Consider the following 24,910-nt stretch of genomic DNA (forward strand, 5'->3'; position numbering starts at 1 on the left):
CGCCCCCGTGCCGCGCACGGGGGCGGTTTTCGCGTTTCCGCAGCCCAGCACCTCTATACACTCCGCGTATACACACGATGTATAGTCGGCGGCATGTCCATCGGTCACACCCTCCTGGGCCTCCTAGAGGCCGGCCCGCGCCACGGCTACGACCTGAAGCGGGCCTTCGACGAGAAGTTCGGCCACGACCGCCCCCTCGCCTACGGGCAGGTCTACTCGACCATGTCCCGCCTCCTGAAGAACGGCCTCGTCGAGGTCGAGGGCATAGAGGCGGGCGGCGGTCCCGACCGCAAGCGGTACTCCATCACGGACGCCGGGATCACCGACGTCGAGGCCTGGCTCTCCCAGCCCGAGAAGCCGGAGCCGTACCTCCACTCGACCCTCTACACGAAGGTCGTCCTCGCGCTGCTCACCGGCCGCCGCGCCGACGAACTGCTGGACACCCAGCGGGCCGAGCACCTGCGCCTCATGCGCATCCTCACCCAGCGCAAGCGCAAGGGCGACATCGCCGACCAGCTCATCTGCGACCACGCCTTGTTCCACCTCGAAGCGGACCTGCGGTGGCTGGAGCTCACCGCGGCCCGGCTCGACCAGCTCGCGCGGGAGGTCCGCCGATGATGACCCCGGCCGGCTCCCTTCTCGTCGCCACGGACCTGCGCAAGGCGTACGGGACCACCAACGCCCTGGACGGCGCCGAGTTCTCCATCCACGCCGGTGAGGTCGTCGCCGTGATGGGCCCCTCCGGCTCCGGCAAGTCCACCCTGCTGCACTGCCTCGCCGGGATCGTCCCGCCCGACTCCGGCTCCATCAGCTACGCCGGCCGTGAACTCACCGCCCTGAGCGACGCCGAGCGCAGCGCCCTGCGCCGCACCGAGTTCGGCTTCGTCTTCCAGTTCGGGCAGCTCGTACCGGAGCTGACCTGCGTGGAGAACGTCGCCCTCCCGCTGCGCCTGACCGGCGTCAGGCGCAAGGAGGCCGAACGCACCGCCCTGCACTGGATGGAGCAGCTCCAGGTGGAGGACCTCGGCGCCAAGCGGCCCGGCGAGATATCCGGCGGCCAGGGGCAGCGCGTGGCCGTCGCCCGCGCCCTCGTCACCGGCCCGCGGGTGATCTTCGCCGACGAACCCACCGGAGCCCTCGACTCCCTCAACGGCGAACTCGTCATGCAGCTGCTCACGGAGGCCGCCCGGTCCGCGAACGCCGCCGTCGTCCTCGTCACGCACGAGACGCGCGTGGCCGCCTACTCCGACCGCGAGATCGTCGTACGCGACGGGAAGTCCCGCGACATGGAGCGGATCGTATGAGCCGGCTCCAGGTCTGGACCCGCGACCTCGCGATGGGTGCCCGCTTCGCCTTCGGCGGCGGCCGCGAGGGCTGGATCCGCACCCTGCTCACCGGCGTCGGCGTCGGTCTCGGCGTCGCGCTGCTGCTGATCAGCACCGCGATCCCCGGCGCCCTCACCGCACGGTACGAGCGCGGCGACGCGCGGTCGACGATGCACTCCGACACCGCCGACGCGCCGGGACCCGACACCCTGCTGATCGCCCGGATCGGGCAGACGTACCACCACAAGGACATCGAGGGGCACGTGGTGCGGGCCGAGGGCCCGAACGCCCCGCTGCCGCCCGGCCTGAAGAAGATCCCGGGCCCGGGCGAGATGGCCCTCTCCCCCGCCCTGGACGAGTTGCTGAAGTCCTCCGAGGGCGCCCTGCTGCGCGAGCGGCTCGACGCGCGGGTCAGCGAGGTCGTCGGCGACCCGGGCCTGGTCGGCCCCGGCGAGCTGCTCTTCTACCTGGGCAGCGACACCCTCCGCAAGAACGGCCCCGAGGACTACCGCGTCGAGCGCGTCACCGGCTTCGGCTACGAGGCGGACCGCGAGAACCTCGACCCCGTCCTCATGCTGATGGTCGTCCTGACCTTCGTCGCCCTGCTGATGCCCGTCGCCGTGTTCATCGCCACCGCCGTCCGCTTCGGCGGGGATCGGCGCGACCGCCGGCTCGCCGCACTGCGGCTGGTCGGCGCGGACAGCAGGATGGTGCGCCGGATCGCGGCCGGCGAGGCGCTCGCCGGCTCCCTGGTCGGACTGCTCCTGGGCACCGGCTTCTTCGCCGTCGGCCGCTCCCTCGTCGGCAGCGTCAGCCTCCGGCAGCGCAGCGTCTTCCCCGCCGACCTCGACCCGGCGCCCTGGCTGGCCGTGCTGGTCGCCCTCGCGGTGCCCGCGGCGGCCGTGGCCGTGACCCTGTTCGCGCTGCGCGGTGTGGTCATCGAGCCGCTGGGCGTCGTCCGCACGGCCAGGCCCTCCCGCCGCCGCATCTGGTGGCGGCTGCTGCTGCCGCTGGTCGGGCTCGGTCTGCTGGTGCCCCTGGACGGCCGCGGCAACAGCCACGGCAGGTTCAACCAGTGGCAGGTCAGCGCCGGCGTGGTGCTGCTGCTGGTCGGGATCACCGTGCTGCTCCCGTGGCTGCTGGAGCGTTTCGTCGGGAAGATGTCCGGCGGCCCGGTCTCCTGGCAGCTGGCCGTGCGCCGGCTCCAGGTCAACACCGGCAGCGCCGCCCGCCTGGTCAACGGCATCGCCGTGGCCGTCGCGGGCGCCATCGCCCTCCAGATGCTCTTCGCGGGCGTCGAGGGCGACTACACCGAGTCGACCGGCCAGGACCCCGGCAGGGCCGCCGTCGCCGTCATGGTCAACCGCGAGTCGGACGCCCCCATGGACGAGCTCGCGCAGCGGATCGCCGCCGTGCAGGGCGTCACCCGCGCGGTCCCGCTGACCTCCGCTCAGGCCGCCCACCGGATGCCCGCGGAGGAGGACACGGTCCAGGTGACCGTCGGCACCTGCGACGCGCTCGGGGAGGTCGCCACGCTCGACTCCTGCGAGGAGGGCGACGCCTTCGTCCTGACCGGGCCCTCCTCCACCGGGTTCTACGGGGGTACGGCGAAGCCCGGCGACGAGCTGTTCGTCGGCAACGTGCGGCGGTACGAGTTCGAGACCACCGACAGCCCCGCTCCGGTGAAGTGGCAGGTCCCGGCGGGCGCCCGTACCGTCCCCGCCCGGGAGGACCCCACCGGGCAGCTGCGCAGCGGCCTGCTGGTGACCCCGTCGGCGGCGCCGAAGGAGCTGGGCGACTTCCCGGACGCGCGGATCTTCGTCCAGGTCGACGAGTCCGGTCCGGACGCGCTCGACCGGGCGCGGAACGCCGTCTTCAAGACGGATCCGTTCGTCACGGCGATGACGCTGCGGGACAGCACGCAGGCCGCCGGCTTCTCCTCGATCCGCACGGGGCTGTTCTTCGGCGCGGCCGCCGTGCTGGTCTTGATCGGCGCCAGTCTGTTCGTGTCGCAGCTGGAGCAGCTGCGCGAGCGCCGGCGGCTGCTCTCCTCCCTGGTCGCTTTCGGCACCAAGCGGTCCACGCTGAGCCTGTCGGTGCTGTGGCAGACGGCCGTGCCGATCGTGCTGGGCCTGGTGCTGGCGGCCTTCGTGGGCACCGCGCTGGGCGCCGTCCTGATGGGGATGGCCGCGCAGCCGGTCCGGATCGACTGGCCGTCGGTCCTCGGGATGACCGGGGTGGGCGCGGGCGTGGTCGCGGCCGTGACCCTGCTCAGCCTGCCGCCGCTGCTGCGGCTGATGCGCCCGGACGGCCTGCGCACGGAGTGACCCCGGCCGCCCCGCCCGGACCCCGTACGCCCGCTCCCCCGCGGCCGCCGACACCCCCTAGTCGGTGGGCCAGACGGGGAGGGGGCGTACGGCTTCGCGGAGGGCGGCGGCGATCGCCTCGAACTCCTCCTGGCGCGCGGTCCCCGTACGCATGGCCAGGGCGATCCGTCGTGAGGGGGCGGGCTCGGCGAAGTAGCCGGTGGACAGGTACTCGTTGCGGGCGGTCTCCAGCCGCAGCGCGGTGCGCGGCAGCAGGGTCACTCCGAGGCCGCCGGCGACGAGCTGCACGAGCGTGGACAGGCCGGCGGCGGTCGTCGTGACGTCGGCCCCGGTGGTCCGCCCGGCCTCCCGGCAGATGTCGAGGGCCTGGTCCCGCAGGCAGTGCCCCTCGTCCAGCAACAGCAGCTGCAGGTCGCGCAGTTCGTCGAGCGGAATGTCCCGACGTCCGGCCAGGGCGTGCTCGCGGGGGGCGAGGAGGACGAAGTCCTCGTCGAAGAGGGGCAGTTCGGTGACACCGGGGACTCCGAGGGGCACCGCCAGCAGGAGCAGGTCCAGGCGCCCGGCGGCCAGCCCCTCCAGCAGCGAGCCGGTCTGCTCCTCGTGCACCTGGAGGTCCATCCGCGGGTAGCGGCGGTGGAACAGCCCCAGCACGGTCGGCAGCAGGTACGGCGCCACGGTGGGGATCACCCCGAGCCGCAGTATGCCGGTGAAGGGGGCCCGTACCGCCTCGGCCTCCTCCAGCAGTCCGCCGACGGCGTCGAGCACCACCTGGGCCCGGGCGGCGATCCGCTCGCCCGCCGGGGAGAGGAGCACCTTGCGGGTGGTGCGCTCCAGCAGCTGCACGCCGAGGGCCTCCTCCAGCGCGGACACGGCGCCGGAGAGCGCCGGCTGGCTCATGCCGATGGCCGCGGCCGCGTCGCGGAAGTGCAGGTGCTCGGCGACGGCCGCGAAGGCGCGCAGCTGAGCGAGGGTCGGTTGCTTCGCTCCCCTATTACCGACAGCCACTGATAGGTACCTCCGATCACCCGCAGCAAGACTAGCTATTTCCATAATCAATGCAGGTTGTGCCAGCATGTGAGACACGTCCAACCCCATCGGAAAGCCCCCAAAAGGGGTCTATTTCCATTGATCAAGGAGAGCGCGTGCTCACTGTTGGTGACAAGTTCCCCGCCTTCGACCTGACCGCCTGCGTCTCGCTCGAGGCCGGAGCCGAGTTCGCGCAGATCGACCACAAGACCTACGAGGGCAAGTGGAAGGTCATCTTCGCGTGGCCTCTGGACTTCACCTTCGTGTGCCCGACGGAGATCGCCGCCTTCGGCAAGCTGAACGACGAGTTCGCCGACCGTGACGCGCAGGTCCTCGGCTTCTCCCTCGACTCCGAGTACGTGCACCACGCCTGGCGCAAGGACCACGCCGACCTGCGTGACCTGCCCTTCCCGATGATGTCGGACATCAAGCGCGAGCTCTCCGCCGAGCTGGGCATCCTCGGCGAGGACGGCCTGCCGATGCGCGCCGTCTTCGTCGTCGACCCCAACAACGAGATCCAGTTCTCGATGGTGACCGCCGGTTCCGTGGGCCGTAACCCCAAGGAGGTCCTGCGGGTCCTCGACGCCCTGCAGACCGACGAGCTGTGCCCCTGCAACTGGAACAAGGGCGACGCCACGATCGACGCCGGCGCGCTGCTGGCCGGTGAGTGACGGATGTCCCTCGACTCCCTGAAGGGGTCCGTCCCGGACTTCGCCAAGGACCTGAAGCTGAACCTCGGTTCGGTCATAGGCAACAGCGACCTCCCGCAGCAGCAGCTGTGGGGCACCGTCCTGGCCTGCGCGATCGCCGCCCGCTCCCCGCGCGTCCTGCGTGAGCTGGAGCCGGAGGCGAAGGCGAACCTCTCTCCGGAGGCGTACACCGCCGCCAAGTCCGCCGCCGCGGTCATGGCGATGAACAACGTCTTCTACCGCACGCGGCACCTGCTCTCCGACCCGGAGTACAACACGCTGCGCGCGGGCCTGCGGATGAACGTCATCGGCAACCCGGGCGTGGAGAAGGTCGACTTCGAGCTGTGGTCGCTCGCGGTCTCCGCGATCAACGGCTGCGGCCAGTGCCTGGACTCGCACGAGCAGGTCCTGCGCAAGGCGGGCGTCGACCGCGAGACGATCCAGGAGGCCTTCAAGATCGCCTCGGTGATCCAGGCCGTCGCGGTCACCCTCGACGCCGAGGCCGCCATCGCCGGCGAGTAGCGCCACCCCGTACGACGACCAGGGCCCCGCGACCGGAAACGGTCGCGGGGCCCTTGCGTCGTCAGTCCTTGCGCAGCGCGGCCATCAGTGCCCGCGCGTCCTCGACCGCCGCCGCCGTGAGGGTCTCCGGATCGGGCCGCGCCGGTGACGTCGCCTGCGGGTCGGGCGCCTCCTCCATCCGGTCGAAGAACATCAGCTCGAAGGTGAACACCGCGCCGCCGTCGCGGACTCGCAGCCGCAGACCGTCACTGATCTCGGACGAGCCGACCAGGGTCTGCTCCCCCAGGCCGGGCACCTCCTCCCACCGCAGGTCGTCATCGAAGGCCCGGGAGTAGAGGGAGCCCAGCGCGAACTCGGGCGCCGGATCGGTCTTCTTGTGCAGCTCGGCCACGGCCACGACGGAGAACCCGCCGGAGCCGTCGGCGCGGTCACCGCTGTGGTTGCACGACGCCCAGTCCAGAGCCGGATGCCGGCCTCCCTTGCGCGGGTCGGAGACCTTGAACCCGCCCAGCGCCGCCGCGAGGGCCGGGGCCCTGAACTGCCCGCACAGGTCGTCCGTGACCGCGTACCGGACCTCCGGCTCCGCCGCCGGCCACCCCCCGAAGGCGTACAGCCCGCCCGCCCACAGCGCGGAGGTGGCCGCGACCGCGGCGGCGATCGCCCACCACGGCCGCGACGGTCCCCGCGGGCGGGCGGTCTCGTCCTGTGCGACCTCCACCGGACGCGCCGACTCCCACGCCCCGTCGAGTTCGGGTTCGCTGATCATCACGCCCCCTACTTCTTCAGCGCCGCCATCAGCTCGCGGGCGTCCTCGATCATCGCCGTCTGGAGCGCGGCGGAGTCGGCCGGGGTGTTCCCCCCGGTGCCGTTGCCGTAGGTCTCGAGCGTGAACACCGCACCGTCGTCCAGCACCCTGAGCTGGACCACCTCGTCCCCGGGCGCCACGAAGACCACGGCGCGCTCGCCGAGGCCCTGGACCGACTCGGTGCGGCCCTTGCCCACGTCGGCGGCGAGCCAGAGCGACGGTACGTCGAACTCGGGCCCGGGGTCGGTCTTCTGGTGCAGGTCGACCTGCGTCCGCACGGTGAGGGTCGACTGCGTCTCACCGTTCTGCAGCACGCAGATCGCGCCGCGCACGGCCGGGTGGTGGTTCTGCTGGTTCATCGGCCGGTACCGGTGCAGGTCTCCCGCGATCTTGGCCAGCGCCCGCGCCCGGAAGTCCTCGCACAGGTTCTCCGTCGCCCGGTACGAGATGCCCGGCGCGGCGAGCCTGTCCCCGAAGGCGTAGAGCCCGCCCGCCCACACCGCCGAGGCGATCACGGCCCCGCCCAGCGCCCACAGCCACGGCCGGCGCGCCCCCGCGGCGCCGTCCGCCCCTCCGCGCGGCGCGAGTTCCTCCGCCTCCTGCGCCCGCTCCCCCGCGTGGCCGGTCTCCCACGCGCCGTCGAGTTCCGGATCGGTGATCATGTCTGTCCCCCTGTCGTCCCGCTGCGGACGCCACCGGCGGCGCCCGCCCGTTCACGCCCCGGCCTGGTCAGGGCCTGGGTCGCTCCTCGTCGCCGGGCCCCACGCCCAGCGCCGTCGCGCCGTGCGGCGCGGGGCCGACCATCCCGGCCCCCAGGTGGTGCTGGTCCCGTGAGTACGCCCTCAGGTACCCGACCACCGTGTTGGTGACGGCCACCAGCGGAACGGCGACCACCGCCCCTCCGATGCCCGCGATCATCCCGCCGGCGGCCACCGCGAGGACCACCGCGAGCGGGTGCACCCGGACCGCCCGGCCGAGGATGAAGGGCTGGAGCACGTGCCCTTCGATCTGCTGCACCGCCAGGACCACCAGCAGCGTCATCAGGGCGGTGAACACGCCCTGGGTCACGAGCGCCACGACCACGGCGAGGGCGCCCGAGATCACCGCGCCGACCAGCGGGATGAAGGCGAAGAGGAAGATGAACACGGCCAGCGGCACCGCCATCGGCACGTCCAGGAAGTACAGCCCCAGGCCGATGAAGATGGCGTCGATGAGGGCGACGATGACCGTGCCGCGGACGTACGCGGTCAGCGTGCGCCAGGCGCGCGGACCGGCGCCGGCGACTCCGGCGCGGGCGGCGGCCGGGACCAGGCCGAGCGCCCAGTTCCAGATGCGCTTGCCGTCGTAGAGCAGGAACAGCGTCGAGAACATCGCGAGCAGCATGCCCGTGAGGATCTCGACGAGGACCGTCACGCCCTGGAGTCCGGCGGAGGTGATCTGCTCGGTGTTGGTGCCGATGGTCTCGCTGAGGTTCTTCGCGATGTCGTTGATCTGCTTCTCGGTCACGTGGAACGGACTGTCCAGTGCCCAGAGTTTGAGTTCGTTGATGCCGTCGCGGACCCGGTCGGAGAGGTCGTCGAGGTTCTCCATGACCTGCCAGACGACGAACCAGCCGACGAGCCCGATGACGACGAAGCCGAGGACGGCCGTGACGGCCGTGGCCAGACCGCGCGGCAGGCCCAGTCTGCGCAGCCGGACGACGAAGGGCTGGAGCATCGCGGTGACGAGCATGGCGGCCGCGAAGGCGAGGACGACCAGGCGGACTTCGCTGATCACCTTCATCAGCACCCAGAGCATCCCGGCGAGCAGCAGCAGCCGCCAGCTGGCCTCGGCGGCGACGCGCATCCCCCACGGGACCACGCTCGCCGGATCGGGCCGCTCAGGGCGTTCGTAGCGCACGGGAGCGGCCGTCGCGGCCGCGTGCCCCTGCGTCGGTGCGTCGGGCTTCTCGGCGGCCGCCGGAGCCTCCTGCGCCGGGCGTGAGCGCCCGGGCAGATCGCCTCCGGTCTCGGCCTCGACTTCGGCACGCCGCTCGTTGAGCCGCGCCTCCATCGCGTTCAGCCTGTTGCCCAGCCGGCCGAGCCAGCCTTCCCTCTTCGCCATGTCAGTTTCCTTCCCCCGCCCCCCGGTCTACGGGCACACCCCGATGACCGTACACGCGAGTAGCCCCGCACCGTACGACGGTGCGGGGCTACCCGGGGACGAGCTGTGCGCCGCGATGCGGCGGCGGCCGTCAGTACCAGCCGTTGGCCTGGTGGAAGCTCCACGCGGCGCAGGGGCTGCCGTAGCGGTCTTCCATGTAGTTCAGGCCCCACTTGATCTGCGTGGCGGGGTTGGTGCGCCAGTCCGCGCCGGCCGAGGCCATCTTCGAACCGGGGAGCGCCTGGACCAGGCCGTAAGCCCCGGAGGACTTGTTCACGGCCAGGTAGTTCCAGGTGGATTCCTGGTTGATGATGTTCGAGAAGCACTGGAACTGGCCGGCCGGGACCATCTGCTGGGCGATGGCCTTGACCTGAGCGACCGTGTAGGAGCTCTGGACGGCGAAGTCACCGGCGTCGCGGGCGGCGGAACGGCTGGCGACTTCCTTCGCCTCGCGGTCCTTCTTCGCCTTCTCGTCGGCGGCCTTCTGCGCCTCGGCCTTCTTGGACTTGGCGTCCTCGGCGGCCTGGAGGCGGGCGGCCTCTTCGGCCGAACGCTTGGCGTCGGCGTCGGCGGCGTGGGCGATGGTGTCCGCCTGCTGCGTCAGGGACGCGCTCTGGACCTGCGCCTGGTCGCCGACCGGAATGTCTGCGAGGAGGGTCGCCCCGGACGCGGTCGTCTCGAGATCGTTCGTGGGGTCGCCGGTGGCAACGCCCACGACTGCGCCGACGGTGGTGACCGCGGTGGCCGAAGCCACTGCGAACCCCCGGACCGAGATCCGGCTCACACGGTGTCCTTCCAGCAGCGTCCGCAGTGACCGCGCGGGCGCAAAAGTGCCCTCGACTCTGGCCTCCGTGGTTCTACGGTCACTGGAGGCGCGGGCCCGTGGGCAACTCCCCTGCGGGGGCTGCCGCGTGTAACTGCGGGCGGCATACGGCCATCGGCTGTGGAGTTGTGGTGCTGCGCGTACCTCACGGGAGATACAGGTGTGCCGTATGCGGGGCCTGACGGAAACCAGACTCTGCCGGACCTCGACACCGCAAGGCAATTCTCCGTTGCGTGGGAAAGGTCACACCTGGCATGTCGCCGTCGATTTGCTCAAAGGGCTGTGCAGCACGACGCCGCCCGGCTAGGCTCTCGGGCCTTTGCCGGGCGGCGCCAACTCGCCTTCCCGCTATGGGGTTTTTGACCGGTTCCGCCACCCTGACGGGCGGCCTCTCTGGCTCACCCGGGTCAGAGGGTCTCCAGCATCTCGGTGACCAGAGCGGCGATCGGGGAGCGCTCGGATCGCGTCAGCGTGACGTGGGCGAAGAGCGGATGCCCCTTCAGCTTCTCGACCACGGCGACCACTCCGTCGTACCGGCCGACCCGCAGGTTGTCCCGCTGGGCGACGTCGTGGGTCAGAACGACCCGCGAATTGGCCCCGATCCGGGACAGAACGGTCAACAGGACGTTCCGTTCCAGCGACTGCGCCTCGTCCACGATCACGAAGGCGTCGTGGAGCGAGCGGCCGCGGATGTGCGTGAGCGGCAGGACCTCCAGCATCCCGCGGTTCAGCACCTCCTCGATGACCTCGCGTCCGGCGACCGACGAGAGCGTGTCGAAGACCGCCTGCGCCCAGGGACTCATCTTCTCGGAGGCGTCACCGGGCAGGTAGCCGAGGTCCTGGCCGCCCACCGCGTACAGCGGCCGGAAGACCATCACCTTCTGATGCTGCCTGCGCTCCAGCACCGCTTCCAGGCCGGCGCAGAGCGCCAGCGCGGACTTGCCGGTGCCGGCCCGGCCGCCCATCGAGATGATCCCGATCTCGGGGTCGAGCAGCAGGTCCAGCGCGATGCGCTGCTCGGCGCTGCGGCCGTGCAGCCCGAAGGCGTCGCGGTCGCCCCGTACGAGCTTGACGTTGCCGTCCGCGGTGACCCGGCCCAGGGCCTTGCCGCGCTCGGACTGCAGGACCAGTCCGGTGTGCACGGGCAGTTCCGCGGCCTCCGGGACGTAGAGCCGCTCCTCCGAGTAGAGGAGGTCAACCTGCTCCCCGGAGAGGCCGATCTCGCTCATGCCGGTCCAGCCGCCGTCGGTGATCGCGAGTTCCGCGCGGTACTCCTCCGCGATCAGCCCCACGGAGGAGGCCTTGATGCGCAGCGGGAGATCCTTCGAGACGACCGTGACGTCGTAGCCCTCGGCCTGGAGGTTGCGGGCGACGGCGAGGATCCGCGAGTCGTTGTCCCCCAGCCGGAAGCCGGCGGGCAGGACGCCCGGGTCGGAGTGGTTGAGCTCGACGCGCAGCGTGCCGCCCAGATCGCCCAGCGGGATGGGGGCGTCCAGGCGACCGTTGCGAACCCGGAAGTCGTCGAGCAGGCGCAGGGCCTGGCGCGCGAAGTAACCGAGTTCGGGATGGTGCCTCTTTGCCTCCAGCTCGGTGATCACCACGATCGGGAGCACGACCTCGTGCTCGTCGAAGCGGGAGATCGCATTGGGGTCTGCCAGCAGGACGCTGGTGTCGAGGACGTAGGTCCGCCTGTCTGACAGGCGGCGCTTAGTGCTGGTCACCACGGAAGGACGTACCCCCTCGGAAGAGGTCGGGCCATGAAGACCGGACCGGTCATCGGCACCCATGCCAGGGCCGATTTCCGGCCCTCCACTGCGTCCGTGCGAACCGCACGTGCGTCCTGGTGCAAAGGGCCTCCCGGGCGGACGGCCCCATGCCGTCCGCTGAGACTCGACACCCGTGGATCGGGCATCGACCTGAAAGGGATATTCCCCGAACAGGCCAGGACATGCCATGGCATATGACGGACGCTCGGTGAATCCCTGGTGAAGGCTTCGAGGGGAGGGGAGGACGGGGCTGAGGGGGCTCCCTCGCGCGGGAACCCCCTCAGGGGTGTCCTGTCGGCGTCAGGTGCCGTAGCGCCGGTGGCGGGCCGCGTAGTCGCGCAGGGCCCGCAGGAAGTCGACCTTGCGGAAGGCCGGCCAGAAGACCTCGCAGAAGTAGTACTCGGAGTGCGCGCTCTGCCACAGCATGAACCCGGACAGCCGCTGCTCGCCGCTGGTGCGGATCACGAGGTCCGGGTCGGGCTGGCCGCGGGTGTAGAGGTGCTCGGCGATGTGGTCGATGTCGAGGATCTCGGCGAGCTCCTCGAAGGAGGTGCCCTTCCGCGCGTGCTCCAGCAGCAGCGAGCGCACCGCGTCGGCGATCTCCTGGCGGCCGCCGTAGCCGACGGCGACGTTGACGAGTATCCCGTCGACGTCGTGGGTCGCCTGCTCGGCCTCCTTGAGGACCCGCTGCGTCCCGGCGGGCAGGATGTCCAGGTTGCCGACGTGGTGGACGCGCCAGCGGCCGTCCGCGGCGAGGCCCCGCACGGTGTTCTCGATGATGTTGAGCAGGGGGCGGAGCTCGACCTCCGGCCGGTCCAGGTTGTCGGTGGAGAGCATCCACAGCGTGACGACCTCGACGTCCGTCTCGGTGCACCAGCCGAGCATCTCGGAGATCTTGTCGGCTCCGGCCTGGTGGCCCTGCTCCGTCGTACCTCCGGACGCCTTCGCCCAGCGACGGTTCCCGTCCAGGATGACGCCGATGTGCTTGGGCGCCGCGTCGTGGTCGAGGCGGCCTTCCACCCGGCGTGCGTAAAGCCTGTACACCAGGTCGCGCAGCTTCACGATCTTCCAGCCCCTCCGTGCCTTGCCCCCGTGCGAAATGCGGTCCCTCCCCCGAGTCCGCCACATTACTGCGCGCCGGGATCGGGTACCCAACTCGGTCTGTCACAACTCCGTGATAGGGAGGACAACGTGACTGATACCAATCCCTATCGGGCAGAGCCCTCGCGCTACGACTCCATGGAGTACCGCCGCACCGGCCACAGCGGCCTCAAGCTCCCCGCCATCTCCCTCGGCCTCTGGCACAACTTCGGCGACGACCGGTCCCTGGAGTCGCAGCGGTCGATCCTGCGCCGCGCCTTCGACCTCGGCGTCACCCACTTCGACCTCGCGAACAACTACGGGCCGCCGCCCGGCTCGGCCGAGCTGAACTTCGGCAAGATCTTTTCGCAGGACTTCGCGTCCTACCGCGACGAGCTGATCCTGTCGACCAAGGCCGGCTACCTGATGCACCCCGGGCCGTACGGCGAGTGGGGCAGCCGCAAGTACCTGCTCAGCTCGCTCGACGCCTCGCTGAAGCGGATGGGCGTGGACTACGTCGACATCTTCTACTCGCACCGCTTCGACCCGCAGACCCCGCTGGAGGAGACCATGGGCGCGCTGGCGTCCGCGGTCCGGCAGGGCAAGGCGCTCTACGTCGGCGTCTCCTCCTACACGGCCGAGCAGACGGCCGAGGCCGTGCGGATCCTGCGCGAGATGGGCGTGCGCCCGCTCATCCACCAGCCCTCCTACTCCATGATCAACCGCTGGACGGAGGAGGACGGCCTGCTGGACGCCCTGGAGGACGCCGGCATGGGGTGCATCTCCTTCGCGCCGCTCGCGCAGGGCCTGCTGACCGACAAGTACCTCAAGGGGATCCCGGCCGACTCGCGGGCCGCCCAGGGCAAGTCGCTCAACCCCGACCTGCTCTCGGACGACGTGCTGCGCCGGCTGGCCGGGCTGAACGAGATCGCGTCCCGCCGCGGCCAGTCCCTGGCCCAGCTCGCGCTCACGTGGGTGCTGCGCGACGAGCGGATGACCTCGGCCCTGATCGGCGCTTCGAGCGTCCGTCAGCTGGAGCAGAACGTGGCCGCACTGGCCGGCGCACCGCTCTCCGAGGCGGAGCTGAAGGAGATCGACTCCTTCGCGGTGTCCACGCCCGGCACGAACATCTGGGCCCAGCGCGGCTGACCTGCGTTTTTGCCCCAACACCCGCGCGGGAGGCGGGTGAACGAAAAACGGGCCGGTCCGTGGGGGGGATACGGACCGGCCCGAGGGGGGGGTTCCACCATAACCCTTCGTAAAGCATGCTGCGTGCATCGGCGCGCCATGATTACGCTCCGAAACCACCCAGCAGCACTCCGGTGAGTGCTCCGGCCGCCATGAAGGGGCCGAAGGCGAAGCCCTGTTCACGGGTGGCGGAGCCGCGCAGGACCAGGGTCAGGCCGTACAGCGAGCCGTAGAGGAGCCCGAGGAAGGCCCCTGCGGCCCATACCCCCCACCCGTACCACCCAAGAGCGACCCCCAGCGAGAGCGCGAGCTTGACGTCGCCGAAGCCCATGCCGGCCGGGTTGATCAGATGGAGCACCAGGTACGCCGCCGCGAGCGCGCCCCCGCCGAGCAGGGCGAGCCGCCAGGACCCGGCCGAGCCCGGCAGCAGCGCGGCGAGCCCGAGCAGGGCGGCGGCCCCGGCGGCGAGCGGCAGGGTCAGTACGTCGGGCAGCCGGTGCACGGCCCGGTCGACGAGGGCGAGCAGGACGAGGAGCGGGGCGAGTGCCGCGTACGCCGCCGCCTCGGGCCGCGCCCCCACGGCCGCCGCGATCAGGGCGCAGACGCCCGCGGTGAGGAGGGCCGGGAGCACGGCCCGCGGCCCGTAGACGTGCGCCGGACCGTACGCCGCCCCCCGGCCGGCGGGCTCCGTCCCGGGCGGGCGGCAGCGGGCCGGGCCGAGCCAGCCGCGCAGCCGGTGCCCCTGCGGGCAGTGCTCGCGCCAGGGGTCCCCTGGTTCCACGGACAGCCGGTAGGCCGCGCGGGGCAGGAGCAGCCCGGCGGCCACTCCGTAGCCGGCGGCGAGAACGATCACGACCACACCCATCCGGCGAAGGTAGGCGGTCCCCTAGGGTGGCCGCCATGGCGCACTGGCATGACGGGCCCGCCGCGTTGCGGGTCGGCACGGACCCCACGCGGATCCCGCTGGAGGTTGCCGCCTCGTACCGGGCGAGGACGCGCGGCCTGCTCGGCCGGGACGGGATCGAGGGGGCGATGCTGCTGACCCCCGCGGCGAGCGTGCACACCTTCCGGATGCGGTTCGCGATCGACGTGGCGTACCTGGACCGGAACCTGCGCGTGCTCGACGTGGTCACCATGGCTCCCGGCCGGATCGGACTGCCCCGGCCGCGCGCCCGGCACGTCCTGGAGGCGGCGGCCGGCGCCATGGCCGGCTGGGGGCTGACGGCCGGGACCACGCTGGATGTGGACACCGCCTAGGAGGAGCTCGCCGCCCGCAGTAGGTTGGGGCGGTTGAGCTGGGGCAACAGGGGAGCGGCATGACGGAGAACGCGCGGATCAAGGCGCTGGAGCAGATCATGCCGGCGACGCACGGCGCCGACGAGGACGTCGACTGGCCCGCGGCCGAGGCGGCCTGGGGGACCCGGTTCCCGGCGGACTTCATCGCGTTCATGGGCCGTTTCGGCGCCGGCTCCATCAACGGCGAGGCCAGCGTCCTGCTGCCGCTGCCCAAGCCCGGACTCCAGTGGGACCCGGCCGAGATGGCCGAGGAGACGGACAACGCCCGGCAGGCGTGGGAGGCGGAGGGCGGCCGTTCGGCCTTCGACGTGGACCCGGAGTCGATCATCGCCTGGGGTGTCACCGGCGGCTCGGACATCCTGTGCTGGCTGACCTCCGACCCCGATCCGGACCGCTGGCCGGTCCTGGTGTGCGGCCGGCACACCGCCGACTCCTTCGCCGTCTACCCGTACGGCATGGCCGAGTTCCTCTACCGGCTCTGCTCCGACGAGTTCGACGTGAGCCCGGTCAGCATCACCTTCTGGGACGGCGGCCACCTGAGCTTCGTGCACTGGCGCAAGGCGCAGCGGCGCTGGCAGGAGGGCCGCAACCCGGAGACGGGCGAGCCCGACCCGTACGCGGGCGAATTCGCCGACTGACCGGCCGTTCGCGCCACCACCCCCGAAAAGCCCGTTTCCCGACCGGAAACGGGCTTTTCGGCATGTCTACGCGCGTCCGCATCGCCGACCGCATATCGGAAAACACCATTGGAAAAAGCGCCGGTTGGAGCATTGAACACAAGTGCGGACCCAATGGAATCAACCACCCCTCCCACAGGAGAGAATTCCGGCCAACGGGCCATCGCGGGATCAGCCGGCCCGGAGCAACCCATAAGTAACAACGGGACACAAAAGAAATTCAGGGGAATAGACCCGTGCGACGGAGAATTTACGGCACGACCGCCACCGCGGTCGTGCTCGGTCTGCTGATACCACTGTCCGGATGCGGCGCTTCGGGAGACGACGCAGGTGACGGCGGTACGCTGCAGCTGGTCGCCGCCGAATACGGCGACAGTCCGGCCACCAGTTCCAAGCCCTTCTGGGACAAGGTGACGACTGATTTCACCAAGGAAAACCCGGGAATCAAGGTCGAGGTCAAGCTCCTGCCGTGGGCGGACATCGACCGCGAGGTCTCCCGTATGGTCAAGGCCGGCAAGGCGCCGGACATGGCGCTCATGGGTTCTTACTCGGACTTCGCGGCCCGGGGCGAGCTCTATCCTGCGGACGAACTCCTATCGGTCACCGCCGAGGCGAATTTCCTCCAGCCGCTGGCCGACGCCGGCTCGGTGGGCAGCACCCTCTACGGCCTGCCCTTCGTGGCGAGCAGCCGCCTCCTCTTCTACAACGAGGCGCTGTTCGGCAAGGCCGGCATCAAGGAGGCCCCGAAGACCTGGTCCGACCTCAAGGCCGCCGCCAAGGCGCTCAAGGACAAGGGCGTGAAGTACCCGTACGCCCTGCCGCTGGGGCCCGAGGAGGCGCACGCCGAGGCGATGATCTGGGAGCTGAGCAACGGCGGCGGCTACGCCGACAGCAGCGGCAACTACAGCCTGGCCTCCGACCAGAACATCAAGACCTGGGAATGGGTCAGGACCAACATGGTGGCGACCGGGTACACGGGCCCCACGGCCCCGTCCCAGCTGAACCGGGCCGACGCCTTCGCCGCGTTCACGCGCGGCGAGGTCGGGATGCTCAACGGCTACCCCTCCCTCGCCCACGAGGCGCGCGCCAAGGGCATCAGCGTCGTCACCACGGCCATGCCCGTCTCGGACGACCTCGGCACCGGTGAGACCCCGCCGGCCGTCGGCGTGGCCGACTGGATGATGGCCTTCAAGCAGAACGGCAAGCGCGCGGAGATCGGGAAGTTCCTGGACTTCGTCTACCAGGACAAGAACCTGTCGGACTTCGCCAGCCGCTACCACCTGCTGCCTTCCACCGTGACGGCCTCGCGCACGCCGGCCGGCGGCGGGCTCGACAAGAACGACCAGCAGTTCCTGAACGCGCTGCGCGGCGCCCAGCTCTACCCGGTCAACGACCCCGCCTGGGTGACGGTCAGCGACACCATCAAGCGCAACATCGGACGCGCCGTGGAACCGACGGGCGATCCCAAGGCCGTCCTGGAGGACATCGCCGCGCAGGCCTCCCAGGCCTCCAAGAAGCACTGAGCGCCCCGAACCCACCGGAAGCACCGAAGTCCCGAAGTCCCGAAGTCCCGCACGACACGGGACCTTCGACCCGGGCCGCAGACCACCCCGTGCGGCACCATGGCCACCACGGCACTTGATCCAAGGCCGCGGCCCAGTCGCCCGCCGAGCACTCACGAGGTGCGCGGGGCGGCCGGTCCCCGACGGGAGCGTCAGCGCTGCTTCCCGTGGTCCTGGGAGAACGCCGTCCGGTACTGCTCGCAGCTGGAGTCCCAGCGCAGGGACCCCTTGAGCGTCCCGTAGCCCGAGCGCGTCACCGACCACTCCACCGTGTACTCACCGGTGTCGCAGGCGATCCGCCTGCCGCCCGCGACCTTCTCGCGTCCCGTCGCCGGCTTCCCCGTCAGTTCCTTGCGCACTTCGGCCACCGCGGACCGGTCCGCGCGACGCAGTACGGCGTGCACGACGATCGGGTGCTCGCCCTCCTTGACCGTCACCGCCTTCTTCACCACGGTCGAGTCCGACACCGACCAGGCGAACTCGTACGAGGGCTGCCACGCCAGCGTGCCGGGGTCGCCGACCTTGCGCTCGTAGTCCGGCGCGGCCGCGTGGCTGGGGCGGCTGACCGTCTTGTACTGGACTCCCGGGTGGAATCGGAACTGCCCCTCCACCTTGTGCATTTCGTCCTCGGTCCACATCGACTTCATCGTCTTCTCGCCGCCCGCCGGGTCCTGGAGGTACGTGCCCTCCGCGGCCGTGGCCTGCTGGACGAGGACGGGGGCGAGGGCCGCGGCGGCGGTGGCGAGGGCGAGAGCGGCGGTGCGGGTGCGCTTCATGCCGGGACCAACGCCGCCCCGGCGCGGGCCGGAACGACACGGCGCGGCCTTTCACCCGTACGGGAGTCCCCGGTCTCCGGAATATCCGGTGATCCACTTCGGTTCGGGAGCTGCGGAACGACGGTCCGATCCGAGGGGGATGCGATGGGCGGGAACGGTGTGAACGGTGTGAACGGCACGGTGGCGGCCGGGTGGGAGCGGGTACGGGAGGAGTTCGAGGCGTTCGCGGCGGCGGAGCCGCATTCGCCCGAGGCCCAGCTCGCCGTCCACCACCGGGGCCGGCGCGTCGTGGACCTGTGGGCCGGCGAGGACACCGACGCGGACACGCTGAGCGGGGTCTTCTCGATCACCAAGGGTGCCGCGCACCTGGTGGTGGCGCTGCTCGTGCAGGACGGCACGCTGGAGCTGGACCGGCCGGTGTCGGCGTACTGGCCGGAGTTCACCGGCTACGGCAAGGAGCGGCTGACGCTGCGGCAGCTGATCAGCCACCAGTCGGGGCTGATCAACGTGGACGAGGGCTTCGACTACGAGGAGATCGCGGACGACGCGCTGATCGCCTCCCGGCTGGCGGGGCAGAAGCCGTACTGGGAGCCGGGGACGGCGTACGGCTACCACGCCTTCGTGATCGGCGCCCTGACCGGCGAGGTGGTGCGGCGCGCGACGGGCAGGTCGATCCAGGAGGTGTACGAGGAGCGCGTGCGCGCCCCGTACGGACTGGACCTCTACATGGGGCTCCCGGCCTCGCAGGAGGGCCGCTGGAAGCCGGTCCTGGAGATGCTGCCGACGCCCGAGCAGGCCGCGGCGCAGGCGGCGGCCGGACCGGTGCCCGAACTGCTGGCGGTGGCCTTCAACTGGCACCGGGAGCCGCCGATGGACCTGGTCACCCACGCCAACCACCCGCGGACGCGGGAACTCGGCCCGGCCTCGGCGGGCGGCATCGGCTCGGCGCGCGGCGTCGCGGCCCTGTACGCGGCGGCGATCGGCGAGGTGGAGGGCCGGGCCGCGCTGCTGAAGCCGGAGACGGCGACGGAGTTCGCGCGTCTGCAGACGCCCGGCCAGGAGGTCCTGACCGGGGAGTGGGACCACTTCGGGCTGGGCTTCGAGCAGCAGCACGCGGTGGGGCCGCTGGCCTTCGGGCACTGCGGCGCGGCGGGCGGGCAGGGGTTCGCCGACCCGGTGTCCGGGATCGCGTACGGGTACACGCGCCGCCGCTTCGGCTTCCCGGGCGGGATCGCCCCGGAGAACGGGCGCCTGACAGCGGCGGTGCTGGAAGTGGCGCGGGGGCTCTGAATCAGGCCTGGCCGGTCTCGAAGCGGCTGATGCGGCCGCCGCCGGGGGCGATGGTGAAGCGCCAGGCGGTGCGCATCTCGCCCCAGGTGTCGTTGCGGTAGTTGACGACGAGGGCGCGGCCCCCGTCGGACTCGGACTGGACGTCCATGTGGCCGCTGGAGTCGAAGATCTCCCGGTCGATCCACTCGTGGAGGTCGCGGTCGGAGCCGTCGTCGGACATGGTCGCGTCGGCGGTCAGGAGCTTCAGGAAGGCGTCCTTGTCGTGCGCGTTGACGGCGGCGACGAGGGCGCCGACCACGGGGTCGGACAGTTTGGCGGGGGCGATGGCCACAGGAGCCTCCTGGTCGGGCGTACGTGCGTCCGTGCCCGACCAGGTAACAACGCGGGCGGGTCCGCGTCGTCGACCCTCACCCGTTCGCCCGGCGGACGGCGTGTCAGCAGCGGGCGGACGGCGCGTCAGGACCGGCTCGGCGGCGCGCGCGTCAGGACCGGGTGCGCGGGCGGTCAGGATCGGGGCGGCGCGCGCGTCAGGACCGGGTGGGCGGGCGGTGGCTCACGGGGTGTCGGGGGCGGTGCGCACCGGGAAGCCGGTGGGGCGGCCCTGGTCCCGGAGCCAGGCCAGCACCTGGTCGAGGGCCTCGACGGTCTGGGCGCGGTTGCCGCCGCCGTCGTGGAAGAGGACCGTCGGGCCGTTGCCCATCTCGCGCTTGACGGCCTCGACGATGGCGGCCGTGCCCGGCTTCTGGAAGTCCTTGGTGTCGACGTTCCAGCCGAGCGGGCGCATCCCGTTCGCGGCGGCGATGCGCCGGCTCTCGGGGGTGAAGGCGCCGCCGGGGGCCCGGTAGTACTCGACCTTCGCGCCGTTGCCGGCGGCCTCCTCTATGAGCCTCTTGGCGTCGAGTATCTGCCGTTCCTGGTAGTCGACGGGCTTCTTGTCCATGGTCGTGTCGTGGTCCATGGTGTGGTCGCAGAGCCGGTGGCCGTCCGCGACCACCTTCTTGACGAGGTCGGGGTGGGCCTTGGCGCGGGGGCCGACCATGCAGAAGGTCGCCTTGACGTCGTGCTCGCGCAGGACGTCGAGGATCTTGGGGGTCCAGCGGGGGTCGGGGCCGTCGTCGATGGTGATGTTGACGGTGTTCCCGCCGCTCTCCGAGGCGTGGGCTATGCCCTCGGGTATCCCCTGCGGCTGCTGTCCCGGTCCACCCGCCCGGCCGTGGCCGGAGTTGTCCGTTCCGTTGGGCTGGGACACGTTCTGGCGGGAAGCGGCGCCGGCACCACCCGGTTCCACGAGGGTCGCCACCCCCCAGACCGTCGCCGCCACGGCGACGGCCGACGCGATGACGGCCGCACCGGCCCGGACGCCGTTCTTGTTCGTGTGCGCCATGAATCCCATGAACCGTCCACTCCCCATCCGCTGTGCGAGCGTTCCGTGGATCAGGACGTTCGTCGCCTCAGAGGAGTTCCAGCCAAATCACCCATAAATTCCCCGTAATGGGACTGACAGGACCGATGGGGCTGATGGGACGTCGGTCCTCGATCGCCCGGATCTCCTTCCCGAACGGACCGCGGGGAAAACGGGCCGGCCCCGGCGAACGTGTTCGTCCGCCGGGGCCGGGATCGTGCTGTGTGCGGCGTCAGTGCGCGACGGACTCCTGTGCCACGGGGGCGGACTTGCCGTCGGCCGGGGCCGCGGCGGGGGCCGGGCCGGCACCCCGCAGCGGGACCTCCTTGACGAACCAGGCCGCCAGGAAGCCCAGTACGGCGACGCCCGCGCCGAGCAGGAACGCGGAGTGCGTGCCGGCGGCCACCGCGTGCTGGTAGGCCTCGCGCACGACCTCGGGCAGCTTGGCCAGGCTCGCCGCGTCCAACTGGGCGGAACCGGCGGCTCCGGCGGCCTCCGGGCCGAGGCGCTCGGACATGGTGTCCGTGACCCGGGAGGTGAAGAGGGAGCCCATCAGCGCCACGCCGAAGGAGCCGCCGAGCGTACGGAAGAGGGTCGCCGACGAGGACGCGACGCCCATGTCCTTCATGTCGACGCTGTTCTGCGCGACCAGCATGGTGATCTGCATCAGGAAGCCGAGTCCGGCGCCGAGGACGGCCATGTAGACGCCGGACACGAGGCGGGAGGTCCCCGTGTCCATGGTCGCGAGGAGGAACATGCCGACGACCATGAGCGCGCCGCCGACGATCGGGAAGATCTTGTACTTGCCGCTGTTGGTGGTGACGCGTCCGGCGATCAGCGAGACGAGCATCATCGAGAGCAGCATGGGCAGGAGCAGCAGGCCCGAGTTGGTGGCGGAGGCGCCCTGCACCGACTGCTGGAACAGCGGGAGGTAGAGCACGCCGCCGAACATGGCGAAGCCGACCAGGAAGCCGATCACGGACATGAGGGTGAAGTTGCGGCTGCGGAAGATGTGCAGCGGCATGACGGGCTCGGCCGCCTTGGTCTCGACGTAGAGGAACGCGGCGGTCGACAGCACGCCGACGGCGACGAGGCCGAGGATCTGGGCGGAGCCCCAGGCGTATTCGTTGCCGCCCCACGTCGTGACGAGCACGGTGGAGGTGATCGCGACGGTGAGGAGGGCCGCGCCGAGGTAGTCGATCTTCGGCCGCTGCCGCTCGGCGTGCTTGGGCAGGTGCAGTACGGCGGTCACCATGGCCAGGGCCACCGCGCCGAGGGGCAGGTTGATGTAGAAGGACCAGCGCCAGCCCATGTGGTCGGTGATGGTGCCGCCGACGAGCGGGCCGCCGATCATGGCGAGGGCCATCACGCCGGCCATCATGCCCTGGTACTTGCCGCGCTCGCGGGGCGGGATCAGGTCGCCGATGATCGCCATGACGCCGACCATCAGACCGCCGGCACCGAGGCCCTGGATCGCGCGGAAGCCGATGAGCTGGCCCATGTCCTGCGCCATGCCGCTGAGCGCGGAGCCGATCAGGAAGATGACGATCGAGGTGAGGAAGGAGCCCTTCCGGCCGTACATGTCGCCGATCTTGCCCCAGATGGGGGTGGAGGCGGCCGTGGCCAGGGTGTAAGCGGTCACCACCCAGGACAGGTGCTCCAGGCCGCCGAGCTCGCCGACGATGGTGGGCATCGCCGTGCCGATGATCATGTTGTCGAGCATCGCCAGCAACATTGCGATCATGAGGGCCATGAGGACGACCCGCACGCTGCGTGGCTTCACCTCCTGCGAGGTCTCCGCGGGCTTGCTTGTCTCCACCATTTCCTGTCCACTCCCCTGGGTACTACCTGCTGGATCGGCACTTACTTGCCGCCCGGCTAGTTCACTACACTGGGGACCGTAGACCCGTAACTTGCCGGGCGTCAAGTAAGTAATGCGAGGAGAGTCATGTCCAGCAGCAGTCCGCAGCGCCGTCGTGGCGACACGCGCCAGCGCATCCAGGACATCGCGCTGGAGCTCTTCGTCGAGCAGGGGTACGAGAAGACGTCGCTGCGCGAGATCGCGGAGCGGCTGGAGGTCACGAAGGCGGCGCTGTACTACCACTTCAAGACCAAGGAAGACATCATCATCAGCCTCTTCGAGGACGTCACGCGTCCCATCGACGAGCTGATCAAGTGGGCGGAGCAGCAGCCGCGCACCCTGGAGACCAAGCGCGAGGTGCTGCGCCGCTACAGCGAGGCGATGGCGGCGGGCGCGGCGCTGTACCGCTTCATGCAGGAGAACCAGGCGACGACGCGCGAGCTGAGCATCGGCGAGACGGTGAAGAAGCGCCTGTACCGCCTGGTGGAGCTGCTGCGCACGGAGGACGGCCCGCTGACGGACCAGGTGCGCTGCGTCAGCGCCCTGTTCACCCTGCACGCCGGGATGATGTTCCTCCAGCACGTCGAGGGCGACCCGGAGGAAACCCGCCTGGCCGCCCTGGAGGTCGCCACGGACCTCATCACGCAGGCGCACCACGAGGAGTCGTAGCAAACGGGGCCGGCCGGTAAGGGGCCGGCCGGCCGGTCACGATCGCCGGTCAGGCTCGGGGCGCGGACCCGGTCGAGGCGATGAAGGCGAGGAGGTTCTCGGCGTAGCGGTGCGGGGCGGTGAGGTGGGGGACGTGGCCCTCGCCCGTCAGGGTCCGCGCCTGCGCGCCGGGGATCACCTGCGCGAGCCGGTCGACGATCGCACCGAACCACGGCGGGCTGTCGGTGCCCTTGCTCAGCATCGCCGGGCCCGAGTAGCCGGCCAGGCGGGCGAGGTCGACGGTGTTCCAGTCCGGATCGCCCTGTTCGTCGGCGGCGGTGGGGGCGTTGGTGACGAACGTCCGCCGGGCCGGGTCGGGCATGCCGTCCCACGCGCCCGGCCCGAACACGACGTCCTCGACGAACCGGCGCGCGCCGGCCTCGGAGTCGCCCGCGCGGACCTCCGCCATGACGGCGTCGATGGGCGCCTGCGCCTCCCGCATCAGCCGGTCGAGCTCCGGATCGCCGGCCACGACGGCGGTGAGCGGCGGTTCGTGGACGGCGAGGCTGCGCAGCAGTTCGGGGCGCCGGGCGGCGAGGCCGAGCGCGACCGACCCGCCGAAGGAACTCGCGGCCACGTGGACCGGGGCGCCGATCATCTCGATGAGTGCGGCCAGGTCGTCCTCGTCCTGGGCCCGCGCGCCCTGGCCCGGCGGACGCTCGCTCAGGCTGTGGCCGCGGCGGTCGTAGACGAGCACGCGGTGGGCGCGGGTGAGGTACGGCAGGACGGCGTGCCAACTGTGGTGGTCGGTCCAGGAACCGTGGACGAGCACGAGCGGTTCCCCGTCGCCCTCGATCTCGTAGAAGAGCTCGACGCCGTTCACCTGAGTCCGTGCCATCCCTGGCCTCCCTGCCCGATGCCCTGCCGCCCGGCGTCGCGCCGGTCCTCCCCCGTGGAGCCTTGATCATCCTCGCAGACGCGATCACTGCTGGACAGGCATTGCGGCCGACCAGAACTCGCCCCGCTCGTCGGGGCGCTGGGGGGGAACCGGCCCTCACCGACCACCTCGACCGACAGGCTGTGGCAGTCCGGGGTACTGGTGAGCGCGAGCGCGGAGAGCGCCGCTCGCAGGGTCTGCTTCACCCGGTGGTGTCGCCGGCTCGCCATCAGCGGTGTTCATCCGGGTGCTGCCGCCGTCAGCGCGACGACAGGTCCCCCTGTGCGCTCGCGTGCGTACTCAGACTCAGGGCGATGTCCGAGTGCCCGCACCCAGCCGCCCGGTCAGAGGATGCGGCGGTCTTCGGCGGTGATCGGGACGTCGTTGATGCTGGCTTCGCGGCGGCGCATCAGGCCGTCGTCGTCGAACTCCCACTGCTCGTTGCCGTGGCTGCGCCACCACTGGCCCGAGGCGTCGTGCCACTCGTACTCGAAGCGGACGGAGATGCGGTTGCCGGTGTGGGCCCACAGCTCCTTGCGCAGTCGGTAGTCGAGCTCGCGCTCCCACTTGTCGGCGAGGAAGGCGCGGATCTCGTCGCGGCCGGCCAGGAAGCGGTCTCGGTTCCGCCAGACGGAGTCCTCGGTGTAGGCGAGGGCGACGCGTTCGGGGTCGCGGCTGTTCCAGGCGTCCTCGGCGGCCTGGACCTTGGCGCGGGCGGTCTCGTCGGTGAAGGGGGGCAGGGGCGGACGGGTCATGGCGCATGCCTTC

25 protein-coding genes are annotated in these 24,910 nt (G+C 71.1%); 11 read left to right on the top strand and 14 right to left on the bottom strand.

Translation table 11 applies throughout. The annotated features are described in order from the left end of the window. Nucleotides 1–93 precede the first annotated feature (93 nt). From IG86_RS0108415 to IG86_RS0108425, 3 genes are read left to right on the top strand one after another with little or no spacing between them, the layout of a single operon-like run. Nucleotides 94–618, top strand: a complete 525-nt coding sequence (locus IG86_RS0108415; RefSeq protein WP_030658692.1) for a PadR family transcriptional regulator — start codon at nt 94–96, stop codon at nt 616–618. Beyond that, the gene (locus IG86_RS0108420) at nt 618–1,304 is read left to right on the top strand and encodes an ABC transporter ATP-binding protein (RefSeq protein WP_030829747.1); all 687 of its coding nucleotides are present in this window, start codon (nt 618–620) and stop codon (nt 1,302–1,304) included. The genes IG86_RS0108415 and IG86_RS0108420 overlap by 1 nt, the downstream gene beginning before the upstream one ends. Then, nucleotides 1,301–3,652, top strand: coding sequence for an ABC transporter permease (locus IG86_RS0108425; RefSeq protein ID WP_030829750.1), 2,352 nt, complete (start codon nt 1,301–1,303; stop codon nt 3,650–3,652). The genes IG86_RS0108420 and IG86_RS0108425 overlap by 4 nt, the downstream gene beginning before the upstream one ends. A 57-nt stretch (nt 3,653–3,709) precedes the next feature. Here IG86_RS0108425 and IG86_RS0108430 read toward each other — a convergent pair whose 3' ends face one another. After that, nucleotides 3,710–4,657 (bottom strand): hydrogen peroxide-inducible genes activator, encoded by a 948-nt coding sequence (locus tag IG86_RS0108430; protein WP_030829753.1) that lies wholly within the window; start codon nt 4,655–4,657, stop codon nt 3,710–3,712. A gap of 137 nt (nt 4,658–4,794) precedes the next feature. Between IG86_RS0108430 and IG86_RS0108435 the strand changes: the two genes are divergently transcribed. Continuing rightward, on the top strand, nt 4,795–5,349 hold the full coding sequence (locus tag IG86_RS0108435; RefSeq protein ID WP_030658686.1) for a peroxiredoxin: 555 nt from the start codon (nt 4,795–4,797) through the stop codon (nt 5,347–5,349). 3 nt (nt 5,350–5,352) lie between these two features. Then, entirely contained in the window at nt 5,353–5,889 is a 537-nt protein-coding gene (locus IG86_RS0108440; RefSeq protein ID WP_030829757.1) for an alkyl hydroperoxide reductase, read from the top strand. A 61-nt stretch (nt 5,890–5,950) separates the two neighbouring features. Here IG86_RS0108440 and IG86_RS0108445 read toward each other — a convergent pair whose 3' ends face one another. From IG86_RS0108445 to IG86_RS0108470, 6 genes are all read right to left on the bottom strand, one after another. Continuing rightward, nucleotides 5,951–6,655, bottom strand: a complete 705-nt coding sequence (locus IG86_RS0108445; RefSeq protein WP_030829766.1) for a hypothetical protein — start codon at nt 6,653–6,655, stop codon at nt 5,951–5,953. A gap of 8 nt (nt 6,656–6,663) precedes the next feature. After that, a complete protein-coding gene (locus IG86_RS0108450; protein ID WP_030829768.1) occupies nt 6,664–7,356 on the bottom strand; it encodes a hypothetical protein in 693 nt (230 codons plus the stop codon). A gap of 67 nt (nt 7,357–7,423) precedes the next feature. Then, the gene (locus tag IG86_RS0108455; protein ID WP_037849296.1) at nt 7,424–8,797 is read right to left on the bottom strand and encodes an AI-2E family transporter; all 1,374 of its coding nucleotides are present in this window, start codon (nt 8,795–8,797) and stop codon (nt 7,424–7,426) included. A 130-nt stretch (nt 8,798–8,927) separates the two neighbouring features. Beyond that, on the bottom strand, nt 8,928–9,620 hold the full coding sequence (locus tag IG86_RS0108460) for an aggregation-promoting factor C-terminal-like domain-containing protein (protein WP_030658679.1): 693 nt from the start codon (nt 9,618–9,620) through the stop codon (nt 8,928–8,930). A 446-nt stretch (nt 9,621–10,066) separates the two neighbouring features. Then, entirely contained in the window at nt 10,067–11,383 is a 1,317-nt protein-coding gene (locus tag IG86_RS0108465) for a PhoH family protein (protein WP_030029710.1), read from the bottom strand. Nucleotides 11,384–11,725: 342 nt separating this feature from the next. Further along, the gene (locus IG86_RS0108470; protein WP_030829772.1) at nt 11,726–12,487 is read right to left on the bottom strand and encodes an isoprenyl transferase; all 762 of its coding nucleotides are present in this window, start codon (nt 12,485–12,487) and stop codon (nt 11,726–11,728) included. Nucleotides 12,488–12,616: 129 nt separating this feature from the next. Here IG86_RS0108470 and mgrA point away from each other — a divergent pair, with 129 nt between their 5' ends. Then, nucleotides 12,617–13,654, top strand: coding sequence for an L-glyceraldehyde 3-phosphate reductase (gene mgrA, locus IG86_RS0108475; protein WP_030829774.1), 1,038 nt, complete (start codon nt 12,617–12,619; stop codon nt 13,652–13,654). A 142-nt stretch (nt 13,655–13,796) separates the two neighbouring features. On the opposite strand, the gene IG86_RS0108480 is transcribed toward mgrA, so the two are convergent. Further along, complete coding sequence (locus tag IG86_RS0108480; protein WP_030829776.1) at nt 13,797–14,558, bottom strand: prepilin peptidase; 762 nt, start codon at nt 14,556–14,558, stop codon at nt 13,797–13,799. A 35-nt stretch (nt 14,559–14,593) separates the two neighbouring features. Here IG86_RS0108480 and IG86_RS0108485 point away from each other — a divergent pair, with 35 nt between their 5' ends. The 3 genes from IG86_RS0108485 to IG86_RS0108495 all read left to right on the top strand — a co-directional run bounded on the left by IG86_RS0108485 (nt 14,594) and on the right by IG86_RS0108495 (nt 17,189). Further along, nucleotides 14,594–14,950 (top strand): DUF192 domain-containing protein, encoded by a 357-nt coding sequence (locus tag IG86_RS0108485; protein WP_030829779.1) that lies wholly within the window; start codon nt 14,594–14,596, stop codon nt 14,948–14,950. A gap of 59 nt (nt 14,951–15,009) precedes the next feature. Further along, entirely contained in the window at nt 15,010–15,627 is a 618-nt protein-coding gene (locus tag IG86_RS0108490; protein ID WP_030829782.1) for an SMI1/KNR4 family protein, read from the top strand. A gap of 275 nt (nt 15,628–15,902) precedes the next feature. Further along, nucleotides 15,903–17,189, top strand: coding sequence for an extracellular solute-binding protein (locus IG86_RS0108495; RefSeq protein WP_045936971.1), 1,287 nt, complete (start codon nt 15,903–15,905; stop codon nt 17,187–17,189). 191 nt (nt 17,190–17,380) lie between these two features. On the opposite strand, the gene IG86_RS0108500 is transcribed toward IG86_RS0108495, so the two are convergent. Continuing rightward, entirely contained in the window at nt 17,381–18,004 is a 624-nt protein-coding gene (locus tag IG86_RS0108500; RefSeq protein ID WP_030896018.1) for a hypothetical protein, read from the bottom strand. A 144-nt stretch (nt 18,005–18,148) separates the two neighbouring features. Between IG86_RS0108500 and IG86_RS0108510 the strand changes: the two genes are divergently transcribed. After that, complete coding sequence (locus tag IG86_RS0108510) at nt 18,149–19,294, top strand: EstA family serine hydrolase (protein WP_030829791.1); 1,146 nt, start codon at nt 18,149–18,151, stop codon at nt 19,292–19,294. A gap of 1 nt (nt 19,295) precedes the next feature. On the opposite strand, the gene IG86_RS0108515 is transcribed toward IG86_RS0108510, so the two are convergent. The 3 genes from IG86_RS0108515 to IG86_RS0108525 form a co-directional block, all read right to left on the bottom strand. Beyond that, nucleotides 19,296–19,625, bottom strand: a complete 330-nt coding sequence (locus IG86_RS0108515) for a nuclear transport factor 2-like protein (protein WP_030658658.1) — start codon at nt 19,623–19,625, stop codon at nt 19,296–19,298. 222 nt (nt 19,626–19,847) lie between these two features. Continuing rightward, a complete protein-coding gene (locus IG86_RS0108520) occupies nt 19,848–20,678 on the bottom strand; it encodes a polysaccharide deacetylase family protein (RefSeq protein WP_045936976.1) in 831 nt (276 codons plus the stop codon). Nucleotides 20,679–20,928: 250 nt separating this feature from the next. Further along, a complete protein-coding gene (locus tag IG86_RS0108525; RefSeq protein ID WP_030829797.1) occupies nt 20,929–22,518 on the bottom strand; it encodes an MDR family MFS transporter in 1,590 nt (529 codons plus the stop codon). Nucleotides 22,519–22,644: 126 nt separating this feature from the next. On the opposite strand from IG86_RS0108525, the gene IG86_RS0108530 reads away from it, so the two are divergent. Further along, on the top strand, nt 22,645–23,226 hold the full coding sequence (locus IG86_RS0108530) for a TetR/AcrR family transcriptional regulator (protein ID WP_030829799.1): 582 nt from the start codon (nt 22,645–22,647) through the stop codon (nt 23,224–23,226). Between the two features lie 49 nt (nt 23,227–23,275). Here the strand turns inward: IG86_RS0108530 and IG86_RS0108535 are convergent, their stop codons facing one another. Both IG86_RS0108535 and IG86_RS0108545 read right to left on the bottom strand, forming a co-directional pair. Beyond that, the gene (locus IG86_RS0108535; protein WP_030896021.1) at nt 23,276–24,103 is read right to left on the bottom strand and encodes an alpha/beta fold hydrolase; all 828 of its coding nucleotides are present in this window, start codon (nt 24,101–24,103) and stop codon (nt 23,276–23,278) included. Between the two features lie 383 nt (nt 24,104–24,486). Beyond that, nucleotides 24,487–24,897 carry a nuclear transport factor 2 family protein gene (locus IG86_RS0108545; RefSeq protein WP_030829811.1) on the bottom strand — a complete coding sequence of 137 codons (411 nt, stop codon included), beginning with the start codon at nt 24,895–24,897 and terminating at the stop codon, nt 24,487–24,489. Nucleotides 24,898–24,910: the final 13 nt, after the last annotated feature.

This window comes from Streptomyces virginiae, assembly GCF_000720455.1.
GTDB lineage: Bacteria > Actinomycetota > Actinomycetes > Streptomycetales > Streptomycetaceae > Streptomyces > Streptomyces virginiae.